The sequence below is a fragment of the Acidipropionibacterium jensenii genome, assembly GCF_005890135.1.
Taxonomy (GTDB): domain Bacteria; phylum Actinomycetota; class Actinomycetes; order Propionibacteriales; family Propionibacteriaceae; genus Acidipropionibacterium; species Acidipropionibacterium jensenii.
Genome location: NZ_CP040635.1, coordinates 31,715 through 50,337, shown reverse-complemented (window position 1 = coordinate 50,337; position 18,623 = coordinate 31,715). Strand labels below are relative to the sequence as shown.

At 69.9% G+C, this 18,623-nt stretch carries 18 protein-coding genes; 8 read left to right on the top strand and 10 right to left on the bottom strand.

Translation table 11 applies throughout. The annotated features are described in order from the left end of the window. From FEZ32_RS00235 to FEZ32_RS00220, 4 genes are all read left to right on the top strand, one after another. A complete protein-coding gene (locus FEZ32_RS00235) occupies positions 1-1,128 on the top strand; it encodes an ABC transporter permease (protein WP_138679621.1) in 1,128 nt (375 codons plus the stop codon). Then, positions 1,122-1,946: an ABC transporter ATP-binding protein gene (locus FEZ32_RS00230; protein WP_028703130.1), complete on the top strand. Its 825-nt coding sequence runs from the start codon at positions 1,122-1,124 to the stop codon at positions 1,944-1,946. The genes FEZ32_RS00235 and FEZ32_RS00230 overlap by 7 nt, the downstream gene beginning before the upstream one ends. 50 nt (positions 1,947-1,996) lie before the next feature. Beyond that, positions 1,997-2,680, top strand: coding sequence for an alpha/beta fold hydrolase (locus FEZ32_RS00225; RefSeq protein ID WP_097799092.1), 684 nt, complete (start codon positions 1,997-1,999; stop codon positions 2,678-2,680). 129 nt (positions 2,681-2,809) lie between these two features. Further along, complete coding sequence (locus tag FEZ32_RS00220; RefSeq protein WP_097799091.1) at positions 2,810-3,247, top strand: Hsp20/alpha crystallin family protein; 438 nt, start codon at positions 2,810-2,812, stop codon at positions 3,245-3,247. 7 nt (positions 3,248-3,254) lie between these two features. On the opposite strand, the gene FEZ32_RS00215 is transcribed toward FEZ32_RS00220, so the two are convergent. The 4 genes from FEZ32_RS00215 to FEZ32_RS00200 all read right to left on the bottom strand — a co-directional run bounded on the left by FEZ32_RS00215 (position 3,255) and on the right by FEZ32_RS00200 (position 6,527). Beyond that, positions 3,255-3,791, bottom strand: coding sequence for a gluconokinase (locus FEZ32_RS00215; protein WP_097799090.1), 537 nt, complete (start codon positions 3,789-3,791; stop codon positions 3,255-3,257). Positions 3,792-3,893: 102 nt separating this feature from the next. Then, positions 3,894-4,736: an ABC transporter permease gene (locus tag FEZ32_RS00210; RefSeq protein ID WP_197720492.1), complete on the bottom strand. Its 843-nt coding sequence runs from the start codon at positions 4,734-4,736 to the stop codon at positions 3,894-3,896. Further along, on the bottom strand, positions 4,733-5,593 hold the full coding sequence (locus tag FEZ32_RS00205) for an ABC transporter permease (protein WP_028703126.1): 861 nt from the start codon (positions 5,591-5,593) through the stop codon (positions 4,733-4,735). Before FEZ32_RS00205 ends, FEZ32_RS00210 begins: the two co-directional genes overlap by 4 nt. 4 nt (positions 5,594-5,597) lie before the next feature. Then, a complete protein-coding gene (locus FEZ32_RS00200; protein ID WP_028703125.1) occupies positions 5,598-6,527 on the bottom strand; it encodes an ABC transporter ATP-binding protein in 930 nt (309 codons plus the stop codon). Positions 6,528-6,621: 94 nt separating this feature from the next. On the opposite strand from FEZ32_RS00200, the gene rarD reads away from it, so the two are divergent. Beyond that, the gene (gene rarD / locus FEZ32_RS00195; RefSeq protein WP_244937875.1) at positions 6,622-7,578 is read left to right on the top strand and encodes an EamA family transporter RarD; all 957 of its coding nucleotides are present in this window, start codon (positions 6,622-6,624) and stop codon (positions 7,576-7,578) included. Here rarD and gcvP read toward each other — a convergent pair. The 3 genes from gcvP to gcvT all read right to left on the bottom strand — a co-directional run bounded on the left by gcvP (position 7,575) and on the right by gcvT (position 12,190). Next, positions 7,575-10,535: an aminomethyl-transferring glycine dehydrogenase gene (gcvP, locus tag FEZ32_RS00190; RefSeq protein ID WP_138679620.1), complete on the bottom strand. Its 2,961-nt coding sequence runs from the start codon at positions 10,533-10,535 to the stop codon at positions 7,575-7,577. The genes rarD and gcvP overlap by 4 nt on opposite strands. An 89-nt stretch (positions 10,536-10,624) precedes the next feature. Then, a complete protein-coding gene (gene gcvH, locus FEZ32_RS00185) occupies positions 10,625-10,999 on the bottom strand; it encodes a glycine cleavage system protein GcvH (protein WP_028703123.1) in 375 nt (124 codons plus the stop codon). A gap of 78 nt (positions 11,000-11,077) precedes the next feature. Continuing rightward, positions 11,078-12,190, bottom strand: a complete 1,113-nt coding sequence (gcvT, locus tag FEZ32_RS00180) for a glycine cleavage system aminomethyltransferase GcvT (protein ID WP_138679619.1) — start codon at positions 12,188-12,190, stop codon at positions 11,078-11,080. A 328-nt stretch (positions 12,191-12,518) separates the two neighbouring features. Between gcvT and FEZ32_RS13415 the strand changes: the two genes are divergently transcribed. Together FEZ32_RS13415 and FEZ32_RS00170 are read left to right on the top strand one after the other, a co-directional pair. Beyond that, positions 12,519-12,953 carry a DUF3040 domain-containing protein gene (locus tag FEZ32_RS13415; protein WP_175415681.1) on the top strand — a complete coding sequence of 145 codons (435 nt, stop codon included), beginning with the start codon at positions 12,519-12,521 and terminating at the stop codon, positions 12,951-12,953. A gap of 63 nt (positions 12,954-13,016) precedes the next feature. Next, positions 13,017-13,322 carry an excalibur calcium-binding domain-containing protein gene (locus FEZ32_RS00170; protein WP_051238299.1) on the top strand — a complete coding sequence of 102 codons (306 nt, stop codon included), beginning with the start codon at positions 13,017-13,019 and terminating at the stop codon, positions 13,320-13,322. 22 nt (positions 13,323-13,344) lie between these two features. On the opposite strand, the gene FEZ32_RS00165 is transcribed toward FEZ32_RS00170, so the two are convergent. From FEZ32_RS00165 to FEZ32_RS00155, 3 genes are all read right to left on the bottom strand, one after another. Continuing rightward, positions 13,345-15,669, bottom strand: a complete 2,325-nt coding sequence (locus FEZ32_RS00165; RefSeq protein WP_138679618.1) for a transglutaminase TgpA family protein — start codon at positions 15,667-15,669, stop codon at positions 13,345-13,347. Beyond that, positions 15,666-16,859, bottom strand: coding sequence for a DUF58 domain-containing protein (locus FEZ32_RS00160; RefSeq protein ID WP_138679617.1), 1,194 nt, complete (start codon positions 16,857-16,859; stop codon positions 15,666-15,668). The genes FEZ32_RS00165 and FEZ32_RS00160 overlap by 4 nt, the downstream gene beginning before the upstream one ends. 70 nt (positions 16,860-16,929) lie before the next feature. Then, the gene (locus FEZ32_RS00155; RefSeq protein ID WP_036981598.1) at positions 16,930-17,850 is read right to left on the bottom strand and encodes an AAA family ATPase; all 921 of its coding nucleotides are present in this window, start codon (positions 17,848-17,850) and stop codon (positions 16,930-16,932) included. Between the two features lie 288 nt (positions 17,851-18,138). Between FEZ32_RS00155 and mraZ the strand changes: the two genes are divergently transcribed. Continuing rightward, the gene (gene mraZ, locus FEZ32_RS00150) at positions 18,139-18,576 is read left to right on the top strand and encodes a division/cell wall cluster transcriptional repressor MraZ (protein ID WP_028703117.1); all 438 of its coding nucleotides are present in this window, start codon (positions 18,139-18,141) and stop codon (positions 18,574-18,576) included. Positions 18,577-18,623 lie beyond the last annotated feature (47 nt).

The following is an 18,623-nucleotide window of genomic DNA, read 5'->3' as shown; positions in this document are numbered from 1 at the left end:
ATGTCCACTGCAGTCTCCACTGCTGCCTCCGGGGCGACCCGCACTGCCGCAGTCGACGGGTCGCCGACCCTCTCGACCGCCGGCACCACCCGCGAGCGGGACGAGGCGCTGGCCGCCGATCCGCGGATTCTCACCGGGCTGACGCGACGTCACAAGGAGCGGACGGCGAGCCCGCGGATGGTGGCCGCCGTGCTCCTCGCGTGGTTGGTGACGACCCTGGTGATCGCCCTGGTGCCCGACTCGGACTCCTTCGTGGTGCACGGTCAGACGGTCGTGACGGTGCTCACCGCCGGCACCACCGTGGCCCTGGCCGTGGTCTGGTTGATCGCCCGCCGCCCGGCGGGCCCGCGTCGGCTGGCCGCCTCGCGATGGCTCGCCCACTGGTCCAGCTGGTGGATCGCGGTCGCGGTGGTGGTGCTGGCGTGGGACCTGGCCACCGCCAAGGCCGGATGGGGACGGCCTCCCTACTTCCCCCCGCCCGGCCAGCTCATCACCGAGGCCTGGTCGGACCGGGTGCTGCTGGGATCCTCGGTGGCCCACTCCGCCGGTCTGCTCGCCCTCGGTCTGCTGATCGGCGGGGCGACGGGTCTGGCCACCGGGATGTGGATGGGATGGTCGCGACGGGTCGGGTACTGGCTCAGCCCGATCGTCAAGTACATCGGTCCGGTGCCCACCCTGGCCTGGATCCCGATCGTCTTCATCGTCTTCCCCAACACCTTCTGGGCGGCGGTCTTCCTGGTCGCACTGACCGTCTGGTTCCCGATGACGGTGCTCACCAATGCCGGCATCCGATCGGTCCCCAAGGAGTACTTCGACGTCTGCCAGACTCTCGGCGCCTCGCCGCGGTTCCTGGTGCTCAAGGTCTCCCTGCCGGCGGCCCTGCCGAACATCTTCACCGGCATCTTCATGGCCCTGCCCACCGCCTTCGTGGCGCTCACCATCGCGGAGACCCTGGGGGTCAATGCGGGGCTCGGCTGGTACATCAACTGGAAGAAGGGGTGGAGCGCCTATCCCGCGATGTATGCGGCGATCGCGGTGATGGTGATCTTCTGCGGCACCCTGCTCACTGTCGAACTGGCCATCAGGAACCGCGTCCTGGCATGGCAGAAGGATCTCACGAGATGGTGACCGACTCGGACACAGCTACCGGTACAGACACAGCCAAAGACACAGCTACCGGGACGGGCCGCCCCGCGACGACCCGCGGAGCCATCGACCTGCTCGACATCAGCCAGGCCTTCCTCAGTCACGGGGAGCCCCTCCCGGTGCTCGACCATGTCAGTCTGTCCGCCCGCCCGGGAAGTTTCGTGAGCCTGGTGGGACCCTCCGGGTCCGGCAAGTCCACCCTGCTGAGGCTGGCGGCCGGGCTCGACAAGCCCCTCACCGGCAGGATCTACGTCGACGGCCGCCGGGTCACCGGACCCGACCCCTCGCGAGGTCTGGTCTTCCAGGACCCGACCCTGCTGCCATGGCTCACCGTGGAGCAGAACATCGGGCTGGGGCCCCGCGTCCAGGGGCACAGGGATGATCCGGTCTGGCGGGACCGGGTCGACGCGATGATCGAGATGGTCGGTCTGGAGGAGTTCCGCCAGACCCTGCCGGCCGAACTGTCGGGGGGAATGGCTCAACGGGCCTCACTGGCCCGCGCCCTGGTGACACGTCCGGAGATCCTGCTGCTCGACGAACCGCTCGGCAAGCTCGACGCCCTCACCCGGTCCACCCTGCAGGTCGAGATCGATCGGCTCTGGCGCAGACAGGGGTTCACCGCCCTGATGGTCACCCATGACGTCGAGGAGGCGCTGCTGCTGTCCGACCGGATTGTCGTCTTCTCCGCCAGACCGGCGCGCGTCCTGGAGGATGTCCCGATCGACCTTCCCCGACCGCGCACCCTGGACGACCCCGAGTTCCGCCGGCTGCGACGTCGCATCCTCGACCTGCTGTCCTGACGCCTGCGCCGAGTTGCCCGGGCTCGTGCGGGTCGTGATATGTCTCGCAGGTGACCACTGATCCGATCGTCTGTCTGCACGGCATCACCAGTTCGCGCACCACCTGGGGCGGCCTGGTGCTGGCGGCCAAGCCGCTCGGCACCGACCCGCACTGCCTCACCCTGCTCGGACACGGTCCGGTGGGGGAACGGCGCAGGGCGGACGGGTACTGCCTTGAGGCCTTCGTGGCCGACGTGATGGCGCAGATCAATCGCCTCGGCCTCCAACGGTTCCAGCTGGTGGGGCACTCCCTGGGCGCCCACGTGGCGAGCATGATCGCCGAGAGGTTCCCGCAGCGGGTGAGCCGCCTGGTCCTCGAGGAGCTCCCGGTCCCGGCACGATCGCGTGCCGACTCCGGACCCGTCTACCACCGCTGGTCGGGGGCTCTCATCAAGGTCGGCGCCCTGTCGGGGTACCGGCGCTTCGATCCGGTGATGGTCTCCCGCGTCCTCGACCAGTTGGGCCGGCCGAGGCCGCAGTGGTGGCGGGATCTGGGCAGGATCACGATGCCCGTCCTGATGATCGCCGGGGGCAACGACTCCTATCTCGACCAGACCCGGTTCGCGCTGGTCGCCGCCGAACTGCCCGACGTCCGTCTGGTCGAGATCGACGGCGGTCACCGGGTGCACATCACCCGGCAGGAGGAGTTCCTCGCCGAGGTCGTGCCATTTCTCCTCGGGCCGACACAGAATTGAGCGAAGCAGACTCAACTCCGTTTGGGTTCTGGGGTATCGGTGTCTAAAGTTAAGTCTGCAAGGCTCAAGGAGCCGGGGACGGGCATCGTCCCCAGACCACAGACCGCACAACTCGGAGGATGATCACCGATGGCACGTACGTTTGACTCGCTCAGTGAGATGGATCGCCTGTTCTCGGGAGTCTCACGGACTCCCGCCTCGGTCGCCATGCCGATGGACCTGTACCGCGACGGCGACTCCTACGTCGCCGAGCTCGATCTGCCCGGGGTGGACCCGGCGAGCATCGACATCGACATCGACGGCCAGACCCTCACCATTCGCGCCGAGCGCAGCTCCTACGCCGGAGAGCAGTCCCAGTGGCTGACCCGCGAGCGCGCGGTGGGCACCTTCGCCCGCCAGCTCACCCTGGGCAACGGACTGGCCACCGACCAGATCGGGGCCGACTACTCCGACGGCGTACTGCGCCTGACCATTCCGGTCGCCGAGGCCGCCAAGCCGCGCAAGATCTCGGTGCGTCACAGCGATGCCGCCAGGGCCGGCAGCGTCCGCAGCAGCGTCGAGGTCTGAGCGCAGCTCAGCCGCCGGTCGCGGCCGAGGGGCCGCGACCGGCCAGCCAGTGTGCCGCCTCGACGACCAGATCCGGGATCGTCCGGGCGATGTCCAGAGTGGTCCCGGCCTCATCGGGGCCCAACGGTTCGAGAGTGGCGAACTGGGAGTCGACGAGACTGGCCGGCATGAAGTGGTGGGACCGTGCGGCGACCCGCTCGACGATGAGGTCGCGGTTCCCGGCCAGGTGCAGGAAGACCACCTCGGGGCAGTGCTCTCGGATGAGGTCGCGATAGCTGCTCCTGAGGGCCGAGCAGGCCACCACCCCGCCGCGGTCGCGGTGGTCCTCGAGCCACCGGCCGATTATCTGCAACCAGGGCTCCCGGTCGGCGTCGTCCAGGGGATGGCCGGCGGCCATCTTGGCGATGTTGCGGGCCGGATGCAGATCGTCCCCGTCGACGAAGGCCAGGTCCAGGCGGGCCGCCAGTCGAGTCCCCAGGGCGGACTTCCCCGAGCCCGAGACCCCCATCACCACGACCAGCGGCGGTACGCCGGGTGCTGCCATCTCTGCTCCGTTCCGTGAGTCACGAATCTGCTGCGCCAGGGCCCTGATCCCTCGAGAACCGGCCGGCTCGACGCAGCCGGCCGGGGCCTTCCGGCTGACGTCTCATCGCAGGAACAGTGCTCGCAGCCGGCCGGCGGTCAGCCACAGCCCCAGTCCCGACATCACCAGGAAGTAGAGGGCGTGGGCCCCGGTCGCCGCGGTGAGGTGTCCCACCGACAACTGTCTCATCAACTCCACGCCGTGCCACAGCGGCATCGCCTGCACGATCCACTGGACGGGCTGCGGGTAGACGCTGATCGGGTACAGGGTGGCCGAGAACAGGAACATCGGCAGCATCACGAGGTTGATCATGTCCATCTGCTGGAAGGTCTTCATGAAACTGGTGATCCCCATCCCGAATGATGCGAATCCCAGCGCGACGAGCAGGGCGGCGGGAATCATCAGCACCGCGCACCAGCTGGTCACCAGGCCCATCGTCACCAGCACCGCCATGAATCCCAGGGCGTAGAGGAGTCCGCGCAGCAGGGCGAGCAGGATCTCGCCGATGGCGACGTCCAGGGGTCCCAGGGAGGTCTGCAGCATCGCCTGGTAGAGCTTGGAGAAGTTGAGCTTGAAGAAGACGTTCCAGGTGGAGTCGTAGATCGCCCCGTTCATCGCCGAGGTGGCCAGCAGGGCCGGGGCGATGTAGGCGGCGTAGGAGATCGGATGGCCGCCGGGACCCTCGACGGTGCCGACCAGCCCTCCCATCCCGACTCCCATCGCCAGCAGGTAGAGCACCGGTTCGAAGAACCCGGAGACGAGCACCGCCCAGTTCTGGGACCTGATGGCGCGCAGCCCCCGTTCCAGCACCGCGGTGGTGTTTCCCGAGTAGAGGCCGGGCGCCGGGCGGCGTCTCTCCAGCCTCCTGATGATCTCCTGGGTCTGGCTGTTCGCCGGGCGAGTCACTGCGTGAGCTTTCGGGTGTAGTTGCGGCAGGCCCAGACCATCCCGGCCGCGCTGAGCCCGGCGAGCACCGCGAGGTGGACGACGATCAGCCATCCCGGCTCGCCGGCTCCGTAGCTGACCTCGCGGGCCAGCTCGGTGCCGTGCCAGATGGGGGAGATCCAGCCGATCCACTGCAGATAGCCCGGCATCGAGGAGAGCGGGAAGTAGGTCCCCGAGAACAGCACCAGGGGCATCACGACGAACCGCAGCACGAAGTTGAACTCCTCCCCCTCGCTGTCCAGACCCGCCGCATAGCCCTGCAGGAGGGCGCCGAAGGCCGATGCGGACAGCATCGTGATGGGCACGCACAGCCAGGACCACGGCCCGGGTGCTGCGCCGAAGGCGATCATGATGAGCCAGAACACCACCGCCTGGCCGAGGAACCGGACCATCACCGCCAGATGGTGACCCAGGGCGATCTGGGCGGGGGTCACCGGGGTGGCGGCCGGACCCTGGTAGAGCCGGTCCCAGCGGAATCCCCGCATCACCGGGTAGGAGAACTCGGTGGCGGCGCTCATCGTGGCGGTCAGCACCATGATCGCCGGCGCGACGAAGACCAGGTAGGAGACGCCGTCGACGGTGCGTCCGTTGGCGCTGATGAGGGTGCCCAGACCAACCCCCATCGCCACCATGTAGAGCAGCGGCTGACCGATCGACTCGATGATCAGGGACCACGTCCAGGACCGCATCGCCAGCAGCTGCCAGCGAGCCACCTGCCAGATGCCGCGCCTCGACATCCGGGCGGCCATCTGGTCGGGGCGCAGCGGCGTCCCGCGCTGGGCGATCTCGGAGCCGGCGTCGTGGATGCGGGTGGTCATGGCGTCAGTCGATGAGGGAGCGGCCGGTGAGGGTGAGGAAGACGTCCTCCAGGCTGGTGCGACGCACCAGCGAGGTGATCGGTTCGAGCCCGCGGGCGGTCACCGCGGCCATCGCGGTGTCCCCGGACTCGGCGTAGACCAGGATCCGGTCGGGCAGCACCTCGCGGCGCTCCCCGACATCCTCCAGTGCGGCCACCGCCTCACCGTTGCGGGCCGACCCGAACCGGAGCTCCAGGACCTCCCGGGAGCAGTACCGGCCGATGAGGTCGGCGGGGGAGCCCTCGGCCATGATCCGGCCGTGGTCCACGACGATGAGCCGGTCGCACAGCTGCTCGGCCTCGTCCATGAAGTGGGTGGTGACGATGAGGGTGACCCCCTGCTCCTTGAGTCGGAACAGCCGGTCCCACAGGATGTGGCGGGCCTGCGGGTCCAGACCGGTGGTGGGTTCGTCGAGCAGCAGGATGCCGGGTTCGTTGATGAGCCCCCGTGCGATGGTGAGACGCCGCTTCATGCCGCCCGACAGATTGCGGACCTTCTCCGCGGACTTCTCGGTGAGCTGGGCGAAGGCCAGCAGGTCGGCGACCTTGGGGCGCAGCCAGGAGGTGGGCAGGCCGAAGTACCGGCCGTAGGTCAGCAGGTTGTCGCCGACGGTGAGCTCCTCGTCGAGGTTGTCGGACTGCGGGACCACGCCGAGGTGGGCGCGGACCTGGGGGCCGCGCTGCTGGGGATCCAGGCCCAGAACCGTGAGCGTTCCCCCGGAGCGGCCCAGGGTGCCGCCGATCATCCGCATCGTGGTGGACTTCCCGGCGCCATTGGGTCCCAACAGGCCGAAGGACTCGCCGGGGCGGACCCGGAAGTCGATGCCGTCGACCGCCACGAAGTCTCCGTAGACCTTGCGCAGGCCACGGGCGGAGACGACGGTCTGATCACTCACCCGTCAGAGCCTATCGGCGAGGTGTCATCCGCAGCGGCATCGGTGCCTGTGGAACCGGTCATCGGATACCGCGGAGGCGGGCTACTCTTGCGCGGTGATCTCCTCGGAACCGTCCCCCTCGGCCCCCTCGGCGGAGGCCTCCCGGGGGCGCGGCGTCACCGCAGCCCTCATCGCCTACGGGCTCTGGGGCGCCTTCCCGCTCTACTTCGTGGCACTCGCCCCGGCCGGCGCGATGGAGATCCTGGCCCACCGGATCCTGTGGACGATGGCCACCTGCGCCGTGGTGCTGCTCTGGCGCCGCGACTGGGAATGGCTGCGCGACTTGCTCCACCACCGCGGGCTGGCCGCCGGCGTCGCCCTGGCCGGGGTCCTCATCACCTGCAACTGGGGCACCTATGTCTGGGCGGTTCGCGCCGGCCACACCACCGACGCCGCCCTCGGGTACTTCCTCAACCCCCTGGTCACCATCGGGCTGGGGGTGCTGGTCCTGCACGAGACGCTGCGCCGGCTCCAGTGGGTGGCGGTCGGCATCGGGCTGGTGGCCGCGGTCTTCCTCACCGTCTCCACCGGGACGGTGCCGTGGACCGCTCTGGTGCTGGCCTTCAGCTTCGGCCTCTACGGGCTGGCGAAGAACCGGATCGGTGTCTCGCTGGACCCCTGGCAGTCCCTGGGAGCCGAGAGCGCCACCCTGGCCCCCGTCGCCCTGGCCTTCCTCGTCGTCCTCCAGATCCAGGGCGGCTCGACCTTCCTGGCACCGGCGGGGGTGCACACCGGACTTCTGGTGCTCTCGGGTGTGGTGACCGCCCTGCCGCTGCTCTTCTTCGCCGAGGCGGCCCGGCTGATACCGCTGTCGCTGATCGGGCTGATCCAGTTCATCACCCCGATCCTGCAGCTGATCGTCGGCGTCGCCGTGCTCGGCGAGTCGATGTCGACCTCCCGGTGGATCGGCTTCGGGATCGTGTGGATCGCCCTCATCGTGCTGACCGTCGACTCGCTGATCGCCGGCAGCGCCGCCCGGCGGGCGGCCCGCCGGGCGGTCGATCCGTCCTAGACCTCCTCGAAGGCCTCGGGGGGAGGGCAGGAGCAGACCAGGTGTCGGTCGCCGAAGGCGTTGTCGATGCGGCCCACCGGGGGCCAGTACTTCGCCTGGATCCGGGTCACCGGGTTCATGTGGAGACCGGACTCCTCGTCCCGGCCGGCTGAGGCGGCGACCCCGGGATAGGCCGCGACCTTCCTGGAGTAGGGGTGCTGCCAGTCGTCGGCCATCAACCGGTATGCCGGATGGGGGGAGTTGACCAGCGGGTTGTCGTCCGCCGGCCAGGCCCCCTCGGCCACCCTGTCGGCCTCGGCGACGATGGCCCCCATCGCGTCGCAGAACCGGTCCAGCTCGGCCAGGTCCTCGGACTCGGTGGGCTCGACCATCAGCGTGCCGGCCACCGGGAAGGACATCGTCGGGGCGTGGAAGCCGTAGTCGATGAGCCTCTTGGCGACGTCGTCGACGCTGATCCCGGTCCGGTGGGTGAGCGGGCGCAGGTCGAGGATGCACTCGTGGGCCACCAGACCGTTGGCCCCGGTGTACAGCACCGGGATCTGGCTCTGCAGCCGCCTGGCCACGTAGTTGGCGTTGAGGACGGCCTGGCCGGTCGCCTCCCGCAGGCCGTCCACACCCATCAGCCGGATGTAGGCCCACGAGATGGGCAGCACCAAGGCCGAGCCGTAGGGGGCCGACGCCACCGGCGCACTGCCGTGCTCCAGGCTGCCGCCCCGGGTGTTGACATGGTCGTGGCGCGGGCTCTGCGGATGGCCGGGAAGGAAGGGTGCCAGGTGGGCCTTGACGGCCACCGGTCCGACTCCCGGTCCGCCGCCCCCGTGCGGGATGGCGAAGGTCTTGTGGAGGTTCAGGTGGGAGACGTCCCCGCCGATCTCGCCGGGTCGGGCCACCCCGAGCAGGGCGTTGAGATTGGCCCCGTCGATGTAGACCTGCCCGCCGGCGTCGTGGACCATCTGGCACACCCGGCGCACCTTGGCCTCGTAGACGCCGTGGGTGGACGGGTAGGTGAGCATGATCGCCGCCAACTGGTCGGCGTTGGCCTCGATCTTGGCGGCCAGATCGGCCAGATCGATGTTGCCCTGGTCATCGGAGCCTACCACCACCACCCGCAGTCCGGCCAGCGCCGCCGAGGCGGCATTGGTGCCGTGGGCCGAGGAGGGCACCAGGCAGACCCGGCGCTGGTCCTCGCCGCGGGAGTGCTGGTAGCCGCGGATGGCCAGCAGACCGGCGTACTCCCCCTGGGAGCCGGCATTGGGCTGCAGACTCACGGTGTCGTAGCCGGTCAGTTTGGCCAACCAGGTCTCCAGGTCGTCGATCAGCTGCAGGGTCCCGGCGGCATCGTCGGCCGGTGCGAAGGGGTGCAGGTCGGCGAACTCCGGCCAGCTCACCGGCTCCATCTCCACGGCCGCGTTGAGCTTCATGGTGCACGAGCCCAGCGGGATCATGCCGCGGTCCAGCCCGTAGTCGCGATCGGCCAGCCGCTTGAGGTAGCGCATGAAAGAGGTCTCGGAGCGGTAGCTGGTGAACACCGGGTGGGTGAGGAAGTCGCTGGTCCGGATGAGGGCGCCCGGCCACTCCCAGGCGGCGTCCGCGCCGGCCCCGGCGTCGGTGTGGCGTCCCCCGATCAGCCCGGCCAGGGCGGTGACGTCCTCGGCGGTGACGGTCTCGTCGAGACTCAGTCCCAAGGTGTCGGCGTCCAGCAGGGCCAGCGTGTACCCGGCCTGGCGGGCGCGCAGCCAGATCTCCTCGGCCCGCCCGGGAAGCCTGATCCGCAGCGTGTCGAAGAACGGCCCCTCGGCCGGATCCAGCCCCGCCGCGCCCAGCGCCTCGGCCAGCGCCACCGTCCGGTCGTGGACCTGCTGGGCGATCCGCCGGATCCCCTCCGGCCCGTGCCACACGGCGTACATCGCCGCCATCACGGCCAGCAGCACCTGCGCGGTGCAGATATTGGAGGTCGCCCGGTCGCGCCTGATGTGCTGCTCGCGGGTCTGCAGGGCCAACCGGTAGGCGGGGACGCCGTCGGCGTCCCTGGACATCCCCACCAGGCGGCCGGGGATCTGGCGCTCCAGGCCTTTGCGCACCGCCATGTAGCCGGCGTGCGGACCGCCGTAGCCGATCGGGACGCCGAACCGCTGGGTCGTCCCGACGGCCACATCGGCGCCCAGTTCCCCGGGCGGAGTGAGCATCGCCAGGGCGAGAATGTCGCACTCGGCCACGCAGATCCCACCGGCCTCGTGGACCGCCTCGAAGACCTCTCTGGGGTCCCAGACCCGTCCCTCGGCATCCGGGTAGGCGGCCAGCAGGCCGAAGCACCCCTGCTCGACCTCGGGCCGCCATGATGCCGGATCGGTGAGATCGGCCTCCACCAGTTCCAGGTCTAGAGCGGCCGCCCGCCCGGCGACCACGGCACGCACCTGGGGAAGCAGGGCCCGCCCGACGATGAACCGGGAGGTCCTGGCCCGGGAGGCGCGCCGGGCCAGCAACATCCCCTCGGCGGCGGCACTCGCCTCGTCGAGCAGGGAGGAGTTGGCCACCGGCAGGCCGGTGAGGTCCTCCACCATCTGCTGGAAGGTGATGAGTGCCTCCAGTCGTCCCTGGGAGATCTCCGGCTGGTACGGGGTGTAGGCGGTGTACCAGGACGGGTTCTCGAAGACATTGCGGCGGATCACCGCGGGAGTGAGAGTGCCGTGGAACCCCTGGCCTATCAGGGCGTGGGTGACCCGGTTGCGGCCGGCCAGACGGGCCAGCTCCGCGCGCACGCTCGCCTCGTCCGCCGCCGGCGGCAGGCTGGGCGCCGTCACCGGGGTCAGGATGTCGGCCGGTGCCGCCAGCTCGATGAGCTCGTCCAGGGAGTCCGCTCCCAGCTCGGCGAGGGCGCGTTCCCGGTCCCTGCCGATGACACCGACATGACGCGCCGCGAAGGTCTGATCGGCAGATGACGGACGGTTGGCGGGCATGGTGGTCCTTTCAACGGGGAGCCGGCGGGTGGGCCGTCGGGCCGGGAATCGGGGGGAGCAGTGGTCCGGATCGGGGCAGCAGTCGGCAGTCAGTCGGCGGTCAGTGCCAGGTACTCCTGGCGGCCGAGCAGGTCCGTGGGTTCCTCGGTGTACTCCACCTTGAACAGCCATCCCTGGCCGAAGGGGTCGCTGTTGACCAGCTCCGGTGCCTCGGCGAGCTTCTCGTTGACCTCGGTGACGGTGCCGCTCACCGGTGAGAACAGGTCGGAGACCGACTTCGTCGACTCCACCTCGCCGATCGCGGTTCCGGCGCTCACCTGCTGGCCGACCTGCGGCAGGGAGACGAAGACCACATCTCCCAGTTCCTGGGTCGCGTAGTCGGTGATGCCGACCGTGGCCGTTCCGGTGCCATCGGTGGAGAGCCACTCGTGCTCCTTGGAGTAGAGCAGGTCATCGCGTGTCATGTGTGTCTCCTGTGCTTGTCGTGTGCGGTCGGGGCTGTCGTGTGCGGTCGGCGCTGGTTCTCTGGGGGTGGTCGGGGGTCAGGATCGGTGGTAGAAGGGCAGCGGCACCACCGTGAAGGCGATGGGGGTGCCCCGCACGTCGACCGACAGCGCGGTCCCGGTCCCGGCGAGGCCCGGATCCACGTAGGCCATCGCCACCGGATGACCCAGGGTGGGGGAGAGCACTCCCGAGGTCACCTCGCCGACCGTGGTCCCGTCGGCGTCGAGCACCCAGTATCCGGCCCGGGCGGCCCGGCGGCCCTCCCCGGCCAGACCGACCAGGACCCGGTCGCCGGAGGCGTCGCGGCCCTCCAGAGCCCGCCGTCCGACGAAATCGTCGGACTTGGTGAAGGACACCACCCGGCCCAGGCCGGCCTGCGAGGGCCGCGTCGAGGTGGTGAGCTCGTGGCCGTACAGAGGCATCCCGGCCTCCAGACGAAGGGTGTCGCGACAGGCCAGGCCGCAGGGTGTGAGGTCCCCGGTCGCGGTGAGCGCCCGCCACATCCGGCTGGCCGTCCCGGCCGGCAAGTACAGCTCGAATCCGTCCTCCCCGGTGTAGCCGGTGCGGGCGATGAGTACCGGATCCCCCTCGAACCGTCCCGCGCAGCACCGGTAGTACCGCAGTGCGGCCAGCTCCTCGGGGTCCAGGTTCGACTGCGCCATGGTCTGGACGACGATGGCGGCGGCCCGGGGCCCCTGGACCGCGATGAGGGCGGTGTCGGCCGACTCGTCGACGACCTCGGCGTCGAATCCCGCTGACCGGGTGGTGAGCTCGGCCAGGTCGACCTCCCGGTTCGCGGCGTTGACCACCGCCAGGTAGTCGTCGTCCGCCAGGTGGTAGACGACCATGTCGTCGAGGATCCCGCCCTCCTCGGTGAGCAGCAGGGTGTACTTGGCCCGGCCGGTGGCCAGTCCGGACAGATTTCCCGACAGGGCATGGTCGAGAGCCGCCCCCGCCTGAGGGCCGCTGAACCGGATCTCGCCCATGTGGGACAGGTCGAAGACCCCCGCCCCGGTGCGGACCGCACGGTGCTCATCGAGATCCGAGGTGTAGCGGACCGGCATCCGCCAGCCGGCGAACTCGGTGAAGGTCGCCCCGGCCTCCTCGTGCACGGACTCGAGCGGCGAGTGGCGGAGATCGTGATGGGTCATGGATGGGCCTTCCTGAGCACCTCGGTGCAGTTCGGTCGGTGCGGGCGCGTCCCTGCCGTGAAGGCGGGCCTCACGAGGAAGTATGGCACTTCGACCGGGAGGTCACCGGGGATCTGCCCGAAGGCGAGGTCATCACCGCGCGGGCAGCACAGCAGGAACGGTCGCGGCACCAGGACGGGCAACGGGACCGCGGGAGATCGGCGGTTGCTGTCAGTTGCTGTCAGTTGGGCTGATCGGTTTCCCCGCGAACCGGGTGCGACCTAGACTTGGGAGCACCAGATGACGTCTGTCAACCCCACTGGGGATCGACTGATGAAGGAGGCGCGACGTGCCACTCTCAGCAGAGGAGCAGCGGCGGCTCGCGGAACTCGAGGAGTCCCTGTCAGCCGACGATCCCGGTTTCGCCCGCAACTTCTCGCGCAACGCCCCGAGGCCGAAGGGGCGCACCGGAAAACGACGTCCACCCCGTGGCCGCACACTGTGGTCGGTGCTCGGGATCGTCATCGGACTGGTGCTCCTGCTGGTCGGGATGGAACTTGAGGCGATCGTCAACATCATCGTCAGCATCCTGGGCTTCGTGGTGATGCTGGTGAGCGCGGTGACGCTGATGAGCGGACTCCAGCACAAGGGCGGTGGCAAGGGGGCCCCGACCGGCAAGGGCGGCTCGGCTGCCACGCGCGGATCCCATCCGGCCGGCACCGGGCGCAGCTTCACCCAGAGGATGGAGGAGCGCTGGCGCCGTCGCAGCGACGGACAGCGCTGATTCCCACCTCGCTCATCCGGGCCCCCGGTGGACGCCGGTGACCGGCGTCGCTACGGTGCGCTCATGACACGTCGTCGCATCGCATCACTGGCGCTGAGCGCCGCCCTGGTGGCCGGAGGTCTCACCGGGGTCTCCACAACCTCCTCATCAGCGGCCACCAGAGCACCCTCCTGGACCAGGAACTGCAGCACCGTCAACAAGGCCTACCCGCACGGCGTGGGCCGGGCGAAGGCCAAGGACAGGGTGGTCGGCAAGGCGAAGCGCCGCCCGGTCACCACCTTCAAGCGGTCCGACTCCCTCTACAACCAGGCGATGAGGTACAACAAGCGCCTGGACGCCGACAGGGACGGCATCGCCTGCGAGCGCTGACCCCGCTGATCGCTGACCGCGGTCACCTGTGCCACAGGGAGCGTGGCCACCAGGTGGCCAGCCAGTGGGCCCGGGGAGTGTCTGCTGCGGCGAGCCCCTTCCGGATGACCTCGACATCGCCGCCGACATCTCCGATCTCGCCGAGGGAGCGGGCGTAACGGGCCCTCTCCTCGGCCCCGGCCAGTCGACCGAGGGCCGCTGCGCCCTCTGGCCCCAGCTGGTCCGAGACAGCCGCGAGCTGGGCGCGCGGACTGAGTGCCGCCCAGCTCAGGCCGTGGTCGGTCCACGAGTCGTGGACCTCCCGCCAGGCACCGGCCACCAGGGCCGACGGGTCACCCGACGACAACCGGCGGCGACGTCTGCCGGCCCTCAACAGCATCGGGGTGCAGGCCAGCAGGGCCACCACGAGCACCCCGGCCAGGCTCATCAGGATGGTGCGCCAGGGAAGCGACGGTCCGGATTCCTGGGAGGACGCCGGGGCCGAGGAGGCAGCGCCCGCCGAGGTGCTCGCCGACGGTGCCGAGGGGGTCGCCGCCGCGCTGGCCGACTCGGTGGCGTCGGCCGAGGACTGCGTCTGGGGGACGGAGTTCGGGTTCTGCACCGACCAGGTGGGGGACTGGCCGACCGCCGCGGTCGGCTCGTAGCGCACCCAGCCGTAACCCTGGAAGTAGAGCTCGGGCCAGGCGTGCATGTTCGAGCCACGGACCTGCCAGGCGCCGTTCGTCCGGGTGCCGGGCAGGAAGCCGATCGAGACCCGGGAGGGGATGCCCTCGACGCGGGCCATCAGGGCCATCGCCGCGGCGAAGTGGATGCAGTACCCCGATCGGCTCCTGGTGAGGAAGTTCGTCATCACGTCGAAGCCGTCGCCGGGAGGTGCGCTGGTGCTGTAGGTGAACCGTCGGGGATCGCGCAGGTAGTCCTGGATGGCCGCGGCCCGCTCCACCGGGGTGGTGGCCCCGGCGGTCACCGAGCGGGCCAGTCTGATGATGGCCTGGGGGGTGTCCTTCGGGACGGCGACTGTGGTGCGGTCGGCGGGGGTGCCGGCGGCCGCGCTCGCGAAGTCCGCGGTGTCGAGGTCGGGCTGCTCGGAGGTCACCGAGTAGCGGAGGTTGCGGGTGGCGTCGTCCCGGTCGTCCGAGGTGCTGATGATGGTGAGGTTGCCCGGATCCCACGACCACTGCCCGCCGGCCGTGGTGGAGACCGGGGCGTAGGGCGCGGGAAGGAACTCCGATCCGAAGTCGCCGATGCTCACCTGGACGGTGCGCCGGCTGCTGGCGATGTCGAGCCCGGGAGTGCTGTCGGGGGCGGTGGTCGACAGATCGACCGGTGCGAGGTGCCAGCCTGACGCGTCCACCCGGGTCAGCGAGGCCATCCGCAGGTACTCCCCGGTGCGACTGGAGGTCTGGTAGCTCAGCACGACCTGCCGGGACTGGGTGGTGAGATTCTGCTGGAGATCGATGGTCGGATCGGTGAGCTGCATCGGACCGGAGCCGCGAGGGCGGGCCGAGTCGATGTCGAGACTGCCGAATGTCGGCAGCGCACTGCCCAGCACCAGGGAGAGCACCACGGCCGGCACCGCGAGGGCGGTGCCGAGCCCGGCCAGTGGCACTCCGGCTGCCACCCGCGAGGCCCTCGCGGTGTCCCCGGACAGATTGCGGGTCCACCGTCGACTGAGGCAGAACTGCTCGGTGGCGAGCACGACCAGGTAGCCGACCGCGATCAGGGCGAAGCTCCACCAGGTCGCGGCCTGCTCGGCGGCCAGCGCCGGGATGACATAGATGGTGAGCAGCGGGGCGGTCGCCCACACCGGGCTCTCCAGGCTCAGGGTCAGGACATCGGCGAGGATGGTCACCACGCCGACGAGCAGGACGGTGAGCCAGCGGACGCCGACATGGGCCGGCATCGGCGCGGGCTGGGTCTGGGCGACCACCGAGGAGTTCAGGCACAGCTGCCACAGCTGGGAGGGCAGGGAGCCGGTCAGACCCAGTTCGTGGGCGGCCGACAGGCCGAGTCCCACCCCGATCGCCGCCAGGACCAGGAGCTGGACGAGATGGATCAGCCAGGGAGCCAGTCGCAACCGGTGCCCCAGCGCCGACAGGCCCTCGAGGATGAGCACCGTCAACCCGGCCAGCAGCCAGAAGCTGCGGTCCACCGTGAGCGGGCTCAGTGCCAGGGTGGCAAGAATCATGGCCAGCGCGATCGCGCAGCACATCGGAAGATCGGAGCTGCGCAGCGGGGGCCGACTGGTCGGCTCGATCCCGCCCGCGCCGGTACCGGACGGGTCCGCACCGGGCTGATTCCCGCTGGTCCGGTTCCTGCTGGTCCGCTCTGCGCTGGGGGCGCTCATCGGGATGCTCCGATCTGCTCGAACCCCTGCCAGGCGGCCGGGACGGTGTCTCCGTGGTGCACCGTGACGACCGACCAGCCCTGCCCGCGCAGCTGGTCGACCACCTGGTCGTGCTCATCGGCCTGTTCCGGGGTGCCCCGGAACCGGCGTGCGGTGAAGGAGTCGGTGTCCAGCACCAGGGCGAGTGCCTGGGTGTGTCCGGTCCGGGCGACGTCCAGGGGGAGGACGTCGGCCTGGCTCAGGCGTCCCAGGATGGCCACCACCGTCTCGCCGGCCTGGCGACCGGTGCAGGCACGGGCGGCCGCGACAAGATCCTCCTCCTTGCCGATCCGCTGGTCGGTGAGAGTGGTGAGGGAACGCTCCAGGGCCGCTCCCAGATCGACCTCCGCAGAGGTCATCACCGGGCCGGAGGCGTCGGCCAGGCGCACCTGGTAGCCGCTCCTGAGAAGGTGGGAGCACACCGAGGCGGCGGCCGAGACCGACCACTCGAAGGATCCCTGGGCGCCCAGACCGGAGTGCCGTTCGGCCCGCGAGTCCAGCAGCACGGTGGCCGCGGGATCCCAGGACTGCTCCTCGCGGCGCACCATGAGGTCACCCTGGTGGGCGCTCGAGCGCCAGTGCACCCGACGCAGGTCGTCGCCCTGCCGGTACTCCCGGATGAGGACGTCGTCCTGACCCTGGGTGCCGATCTGCTGGGGGATCGTCTCGCCGCTGCGGCCGGTCCCGGCGACCTTGCCGAGATGCTGCAGGGGCCACACCCGCGGGGTGACCATCACCTGGTTGGTGGCGGCGAACTGGTGGTCCGAGACCGCGGTGCCGAAGGGGTCGCAGACCCGCACCAGCATCGGGCCGACGGTGTACCTGCCGCGGGCGCGCCCGGTGAGGGTGTAGTCGATACTGCGTCGCCATCTGCGCGCCAGGGTGTGCACGCTGAACCGCGGTCGCAGCCCCAGGGCGCGCGGAACGGTCTCCTCGAAGCGCAGCACGCCGATCGGCATCCCCTGTCCCCGGTTGAGGGTGGTGCGCACCGCCATCGTCTCGCCGAGGGGGCACTGGGAGGGTTCGACCTCACGGACGCAGCTCATCCTCAGCCGGGTGGAGGTGACCAGCAGCAGTCCCAGGACCGGCAGCAGGATGAGCAGCAGCCCCACCCAGGCCATGTCGCGCTGACCGAGGCCGAGACTGGCCACGGTGAGCAGGATTCCGCAGATCGGGAGGACCCGTCCGCGCAGTGTGAGGTGTCGCCAGAGCCGCACCCGGTCAGCTCCGTTCCGGCAGCGGGGTGTCTGCCACGATGGCGTTGACGACGTCGGCCAGGGCGCGTCCGTCGAGCTGGGCGTGGGCCGAGGGGATCAGCCGGTGGGCCAGCACGGGCACCGCCAGCGCCTGGATGTCGTCGGGGATGACGTAGTCACGGCCGCTCATCGCGGCCCTGGCCCGGGCTGCCCGCAGCATGTGGAGGCTGGCCCTGGGGGAGGCGCCCAGCCGCAGGTCCGGGTGGTTGCGGGTGGCCTCGGTGATGTCGACGATGTAGTCCATCACGGCGGGAGCGGCGTAGACGGTGCGCACGACGGCCACCAGGGCGCGGATGTCCTCGGCGGTGGCCACCGGTTCCAGGGAGTCCAGCGGATTGCTGGCGCCGTGGTGCTCGAGCATCTCCAGCTCGGCCGCCCGCTCCGGGTAGCCCATCGTGATCCGGGCCATGAACCGGTCGCGCTGGGCCTCGGGCAGGTGGTAGGTGCCCTCCATCTCGACGGGGTTCTGGGTGGCGACCACCATGAACGGGGCCTCCAGCTGGTGGGTGACGCCGTCTGCCGATACCTGACGCTCGCCCATCGCCTCGAGCAGCGCGGACTGGGTCTTGGGGGAGGCCCGGTTGATCTCGTCGCCGACCACGATGTTGGCGAAGATGCCGCCCGGCTTGAACTCGAACTCGCGGGTCTGCTGGTTGAAGACGCTGACCCCGGTGATGTCGGAGGGCAGCAGGTCGGGGGTGAACTGGATTCGTCGGGCCGTGCAGTCGATGGACCGCGCGATGGTCCTCGAGAGCATCGTCTTGCCGACCCCGGGGACGTCGTCGAGCAGCAGATGACCCTCGGCCAGCAGGACGACCAGCGCGGTGTCGATGCGGTCGGACTTGCCCTCGATCACGCTTGCCACCGCGGCCCGGACCCGGTCCATCACCTCGACGACATCCTGGACAGACTCGATCACTTGCGTCCTCCTGCGGGTTGGTGCTGCTGACTCCACTGGTTCTGCTCGGTTTCTCGCGAGGAGATGGTCCCACTCCTCGCGTCCACTCGGTCCCACTCGTGCAGATCCTACTCGGGGCGGCCCGCCGGGCCCGCCGGACCGGCCTCGAGGTGTCATCCGCGGATCGCCTCCGAGAGGGCAACCCGGTGGGGAGTTGTGGAGTATGGTGGAGCGCGGTGGAGCGAGATGGTGCTCTCGACGATCAGGAGGTGCCAGGTGTTCCTGGGTACACACACTCCGCGGCTCGACGAGAAGGGCCGTTTCTTCCTCCCGGCGAAGTTCCGCGAGGAGCTGGACGGCGGACTGGTACTCACCAGGGGTCAGGATCACTGCCTGGCCATTTATCCGACGGCCACCTTCGTGGCCATGACCCAGGAGATCGCCAAGGGTTCGGTGAGTGTGAAGAAGGTGCGCGACTACCAGCGGATGCTGGCGGCCGGCGCCTCGGACACGGTCGCCGACAAGCAGGGCAGGGTGATGATCCCGCCGACGCTGCGGCAGTACGCCGGGCTGTCCAAGGACATCGTCGTGGTCGGGGCGATCACCCGCGTCGAGGTGTGGGACGCCGCCGAGTGGGAGCGCTACTCCACCGAGCAGGAATCGGTGTTCGCCGAGATGAACGAGGAGGTCTTCACCGACGGCTCCTCCCAGTGACCAACAGCACTGGGGACGACGGTGACGGACACGCGGGGCGTGGCTTC

What these genes read in the sequence shown, in the direction of transcription:
- FEZ32_RS00235 (WP_138679621.1), top strand. Translation starts at nt 1, where the DNA reads ATGTCCACTGCAGTCTCCACTGCTGCCTCCGGGGCGACCCGCACTGCC.
- FEZ32_RS00230 (WP_028703130.1), top strand. Translation starts at nt 1,122, where the DNA reads ATGGTGACCGACTCGGACACAGCTACCGGTACAGACACAGCCAAAGAC.
- FEZ32_RS00220 (WP_097799091.1), top strand. Translation starts at nt 2,810, where the DNA reads ATGGCACGTACGTTTGACTCGCTCAGTGAGATGGATCGCCTGTTCTCG.
- FEZ32_RS00215 (WP_097799090.1), bottom strand. Translation starts at nt 3,791, where the DNA reads ATGGCAGCACCCGGCGTACCGCCGCTGGTCGTGGTGATGGGGGTCTCG.
- FEZ32_RS00205 (WP_028703126.1), bottom strand. Translation starts at nt 5,593, where the DNA reads ATGACCACCCGCATCCACGACGCCGGCTCCGAGATCGCCCAGCGCGGG.
- gcvP (WP_138679620.1), bottom strand. Translation starts at nt 10,535, where the DNA reads ATGCCCGCCAACCGTCCGTCATCTGCCGATCAGACCTTCGCGGCGCGT.
- gcvH (WP_028703123.1), bottom strand. Translation starts at nt 10,999, where the DNA reads ATGACACGCGATGACCTGCTCTACTCCAAGGAGCACGAGTGGCTCTCC.
- gcvT (WP_138679619.1), bottom strand. Translation starts at nt 12,190, where the DNA reads ATGACCCATCACGATCTCCGCCACTCGCCGCTCGAGTCCGTGCACGAG.
- FEZ32_RS00170 (WP_051238299.1), top strand. Translation starts at nt 13,017, where the DNA reads ATGACACGTCGTCGCATCGCATCACTGGCGCTGAGCGCCGCCCTGGTG.
- FEZ32_RS00165 (WP_138679618.1), bottom strand. Translation starts at nt 15,669, where the DNA reads ATGAGCGCCCCCAGCGCAGAGCGGACCAGCAGGAACCGGACCAGCGGG.
- FEZ32_RS00155 (WP_036981598.1), bottom strand. Translation starts at nt 17,850, where the DNA reads ATGGACCGGGTCCGGGCCGCGGTGGCAAGCGTGATCGAGGGCAAGTCC.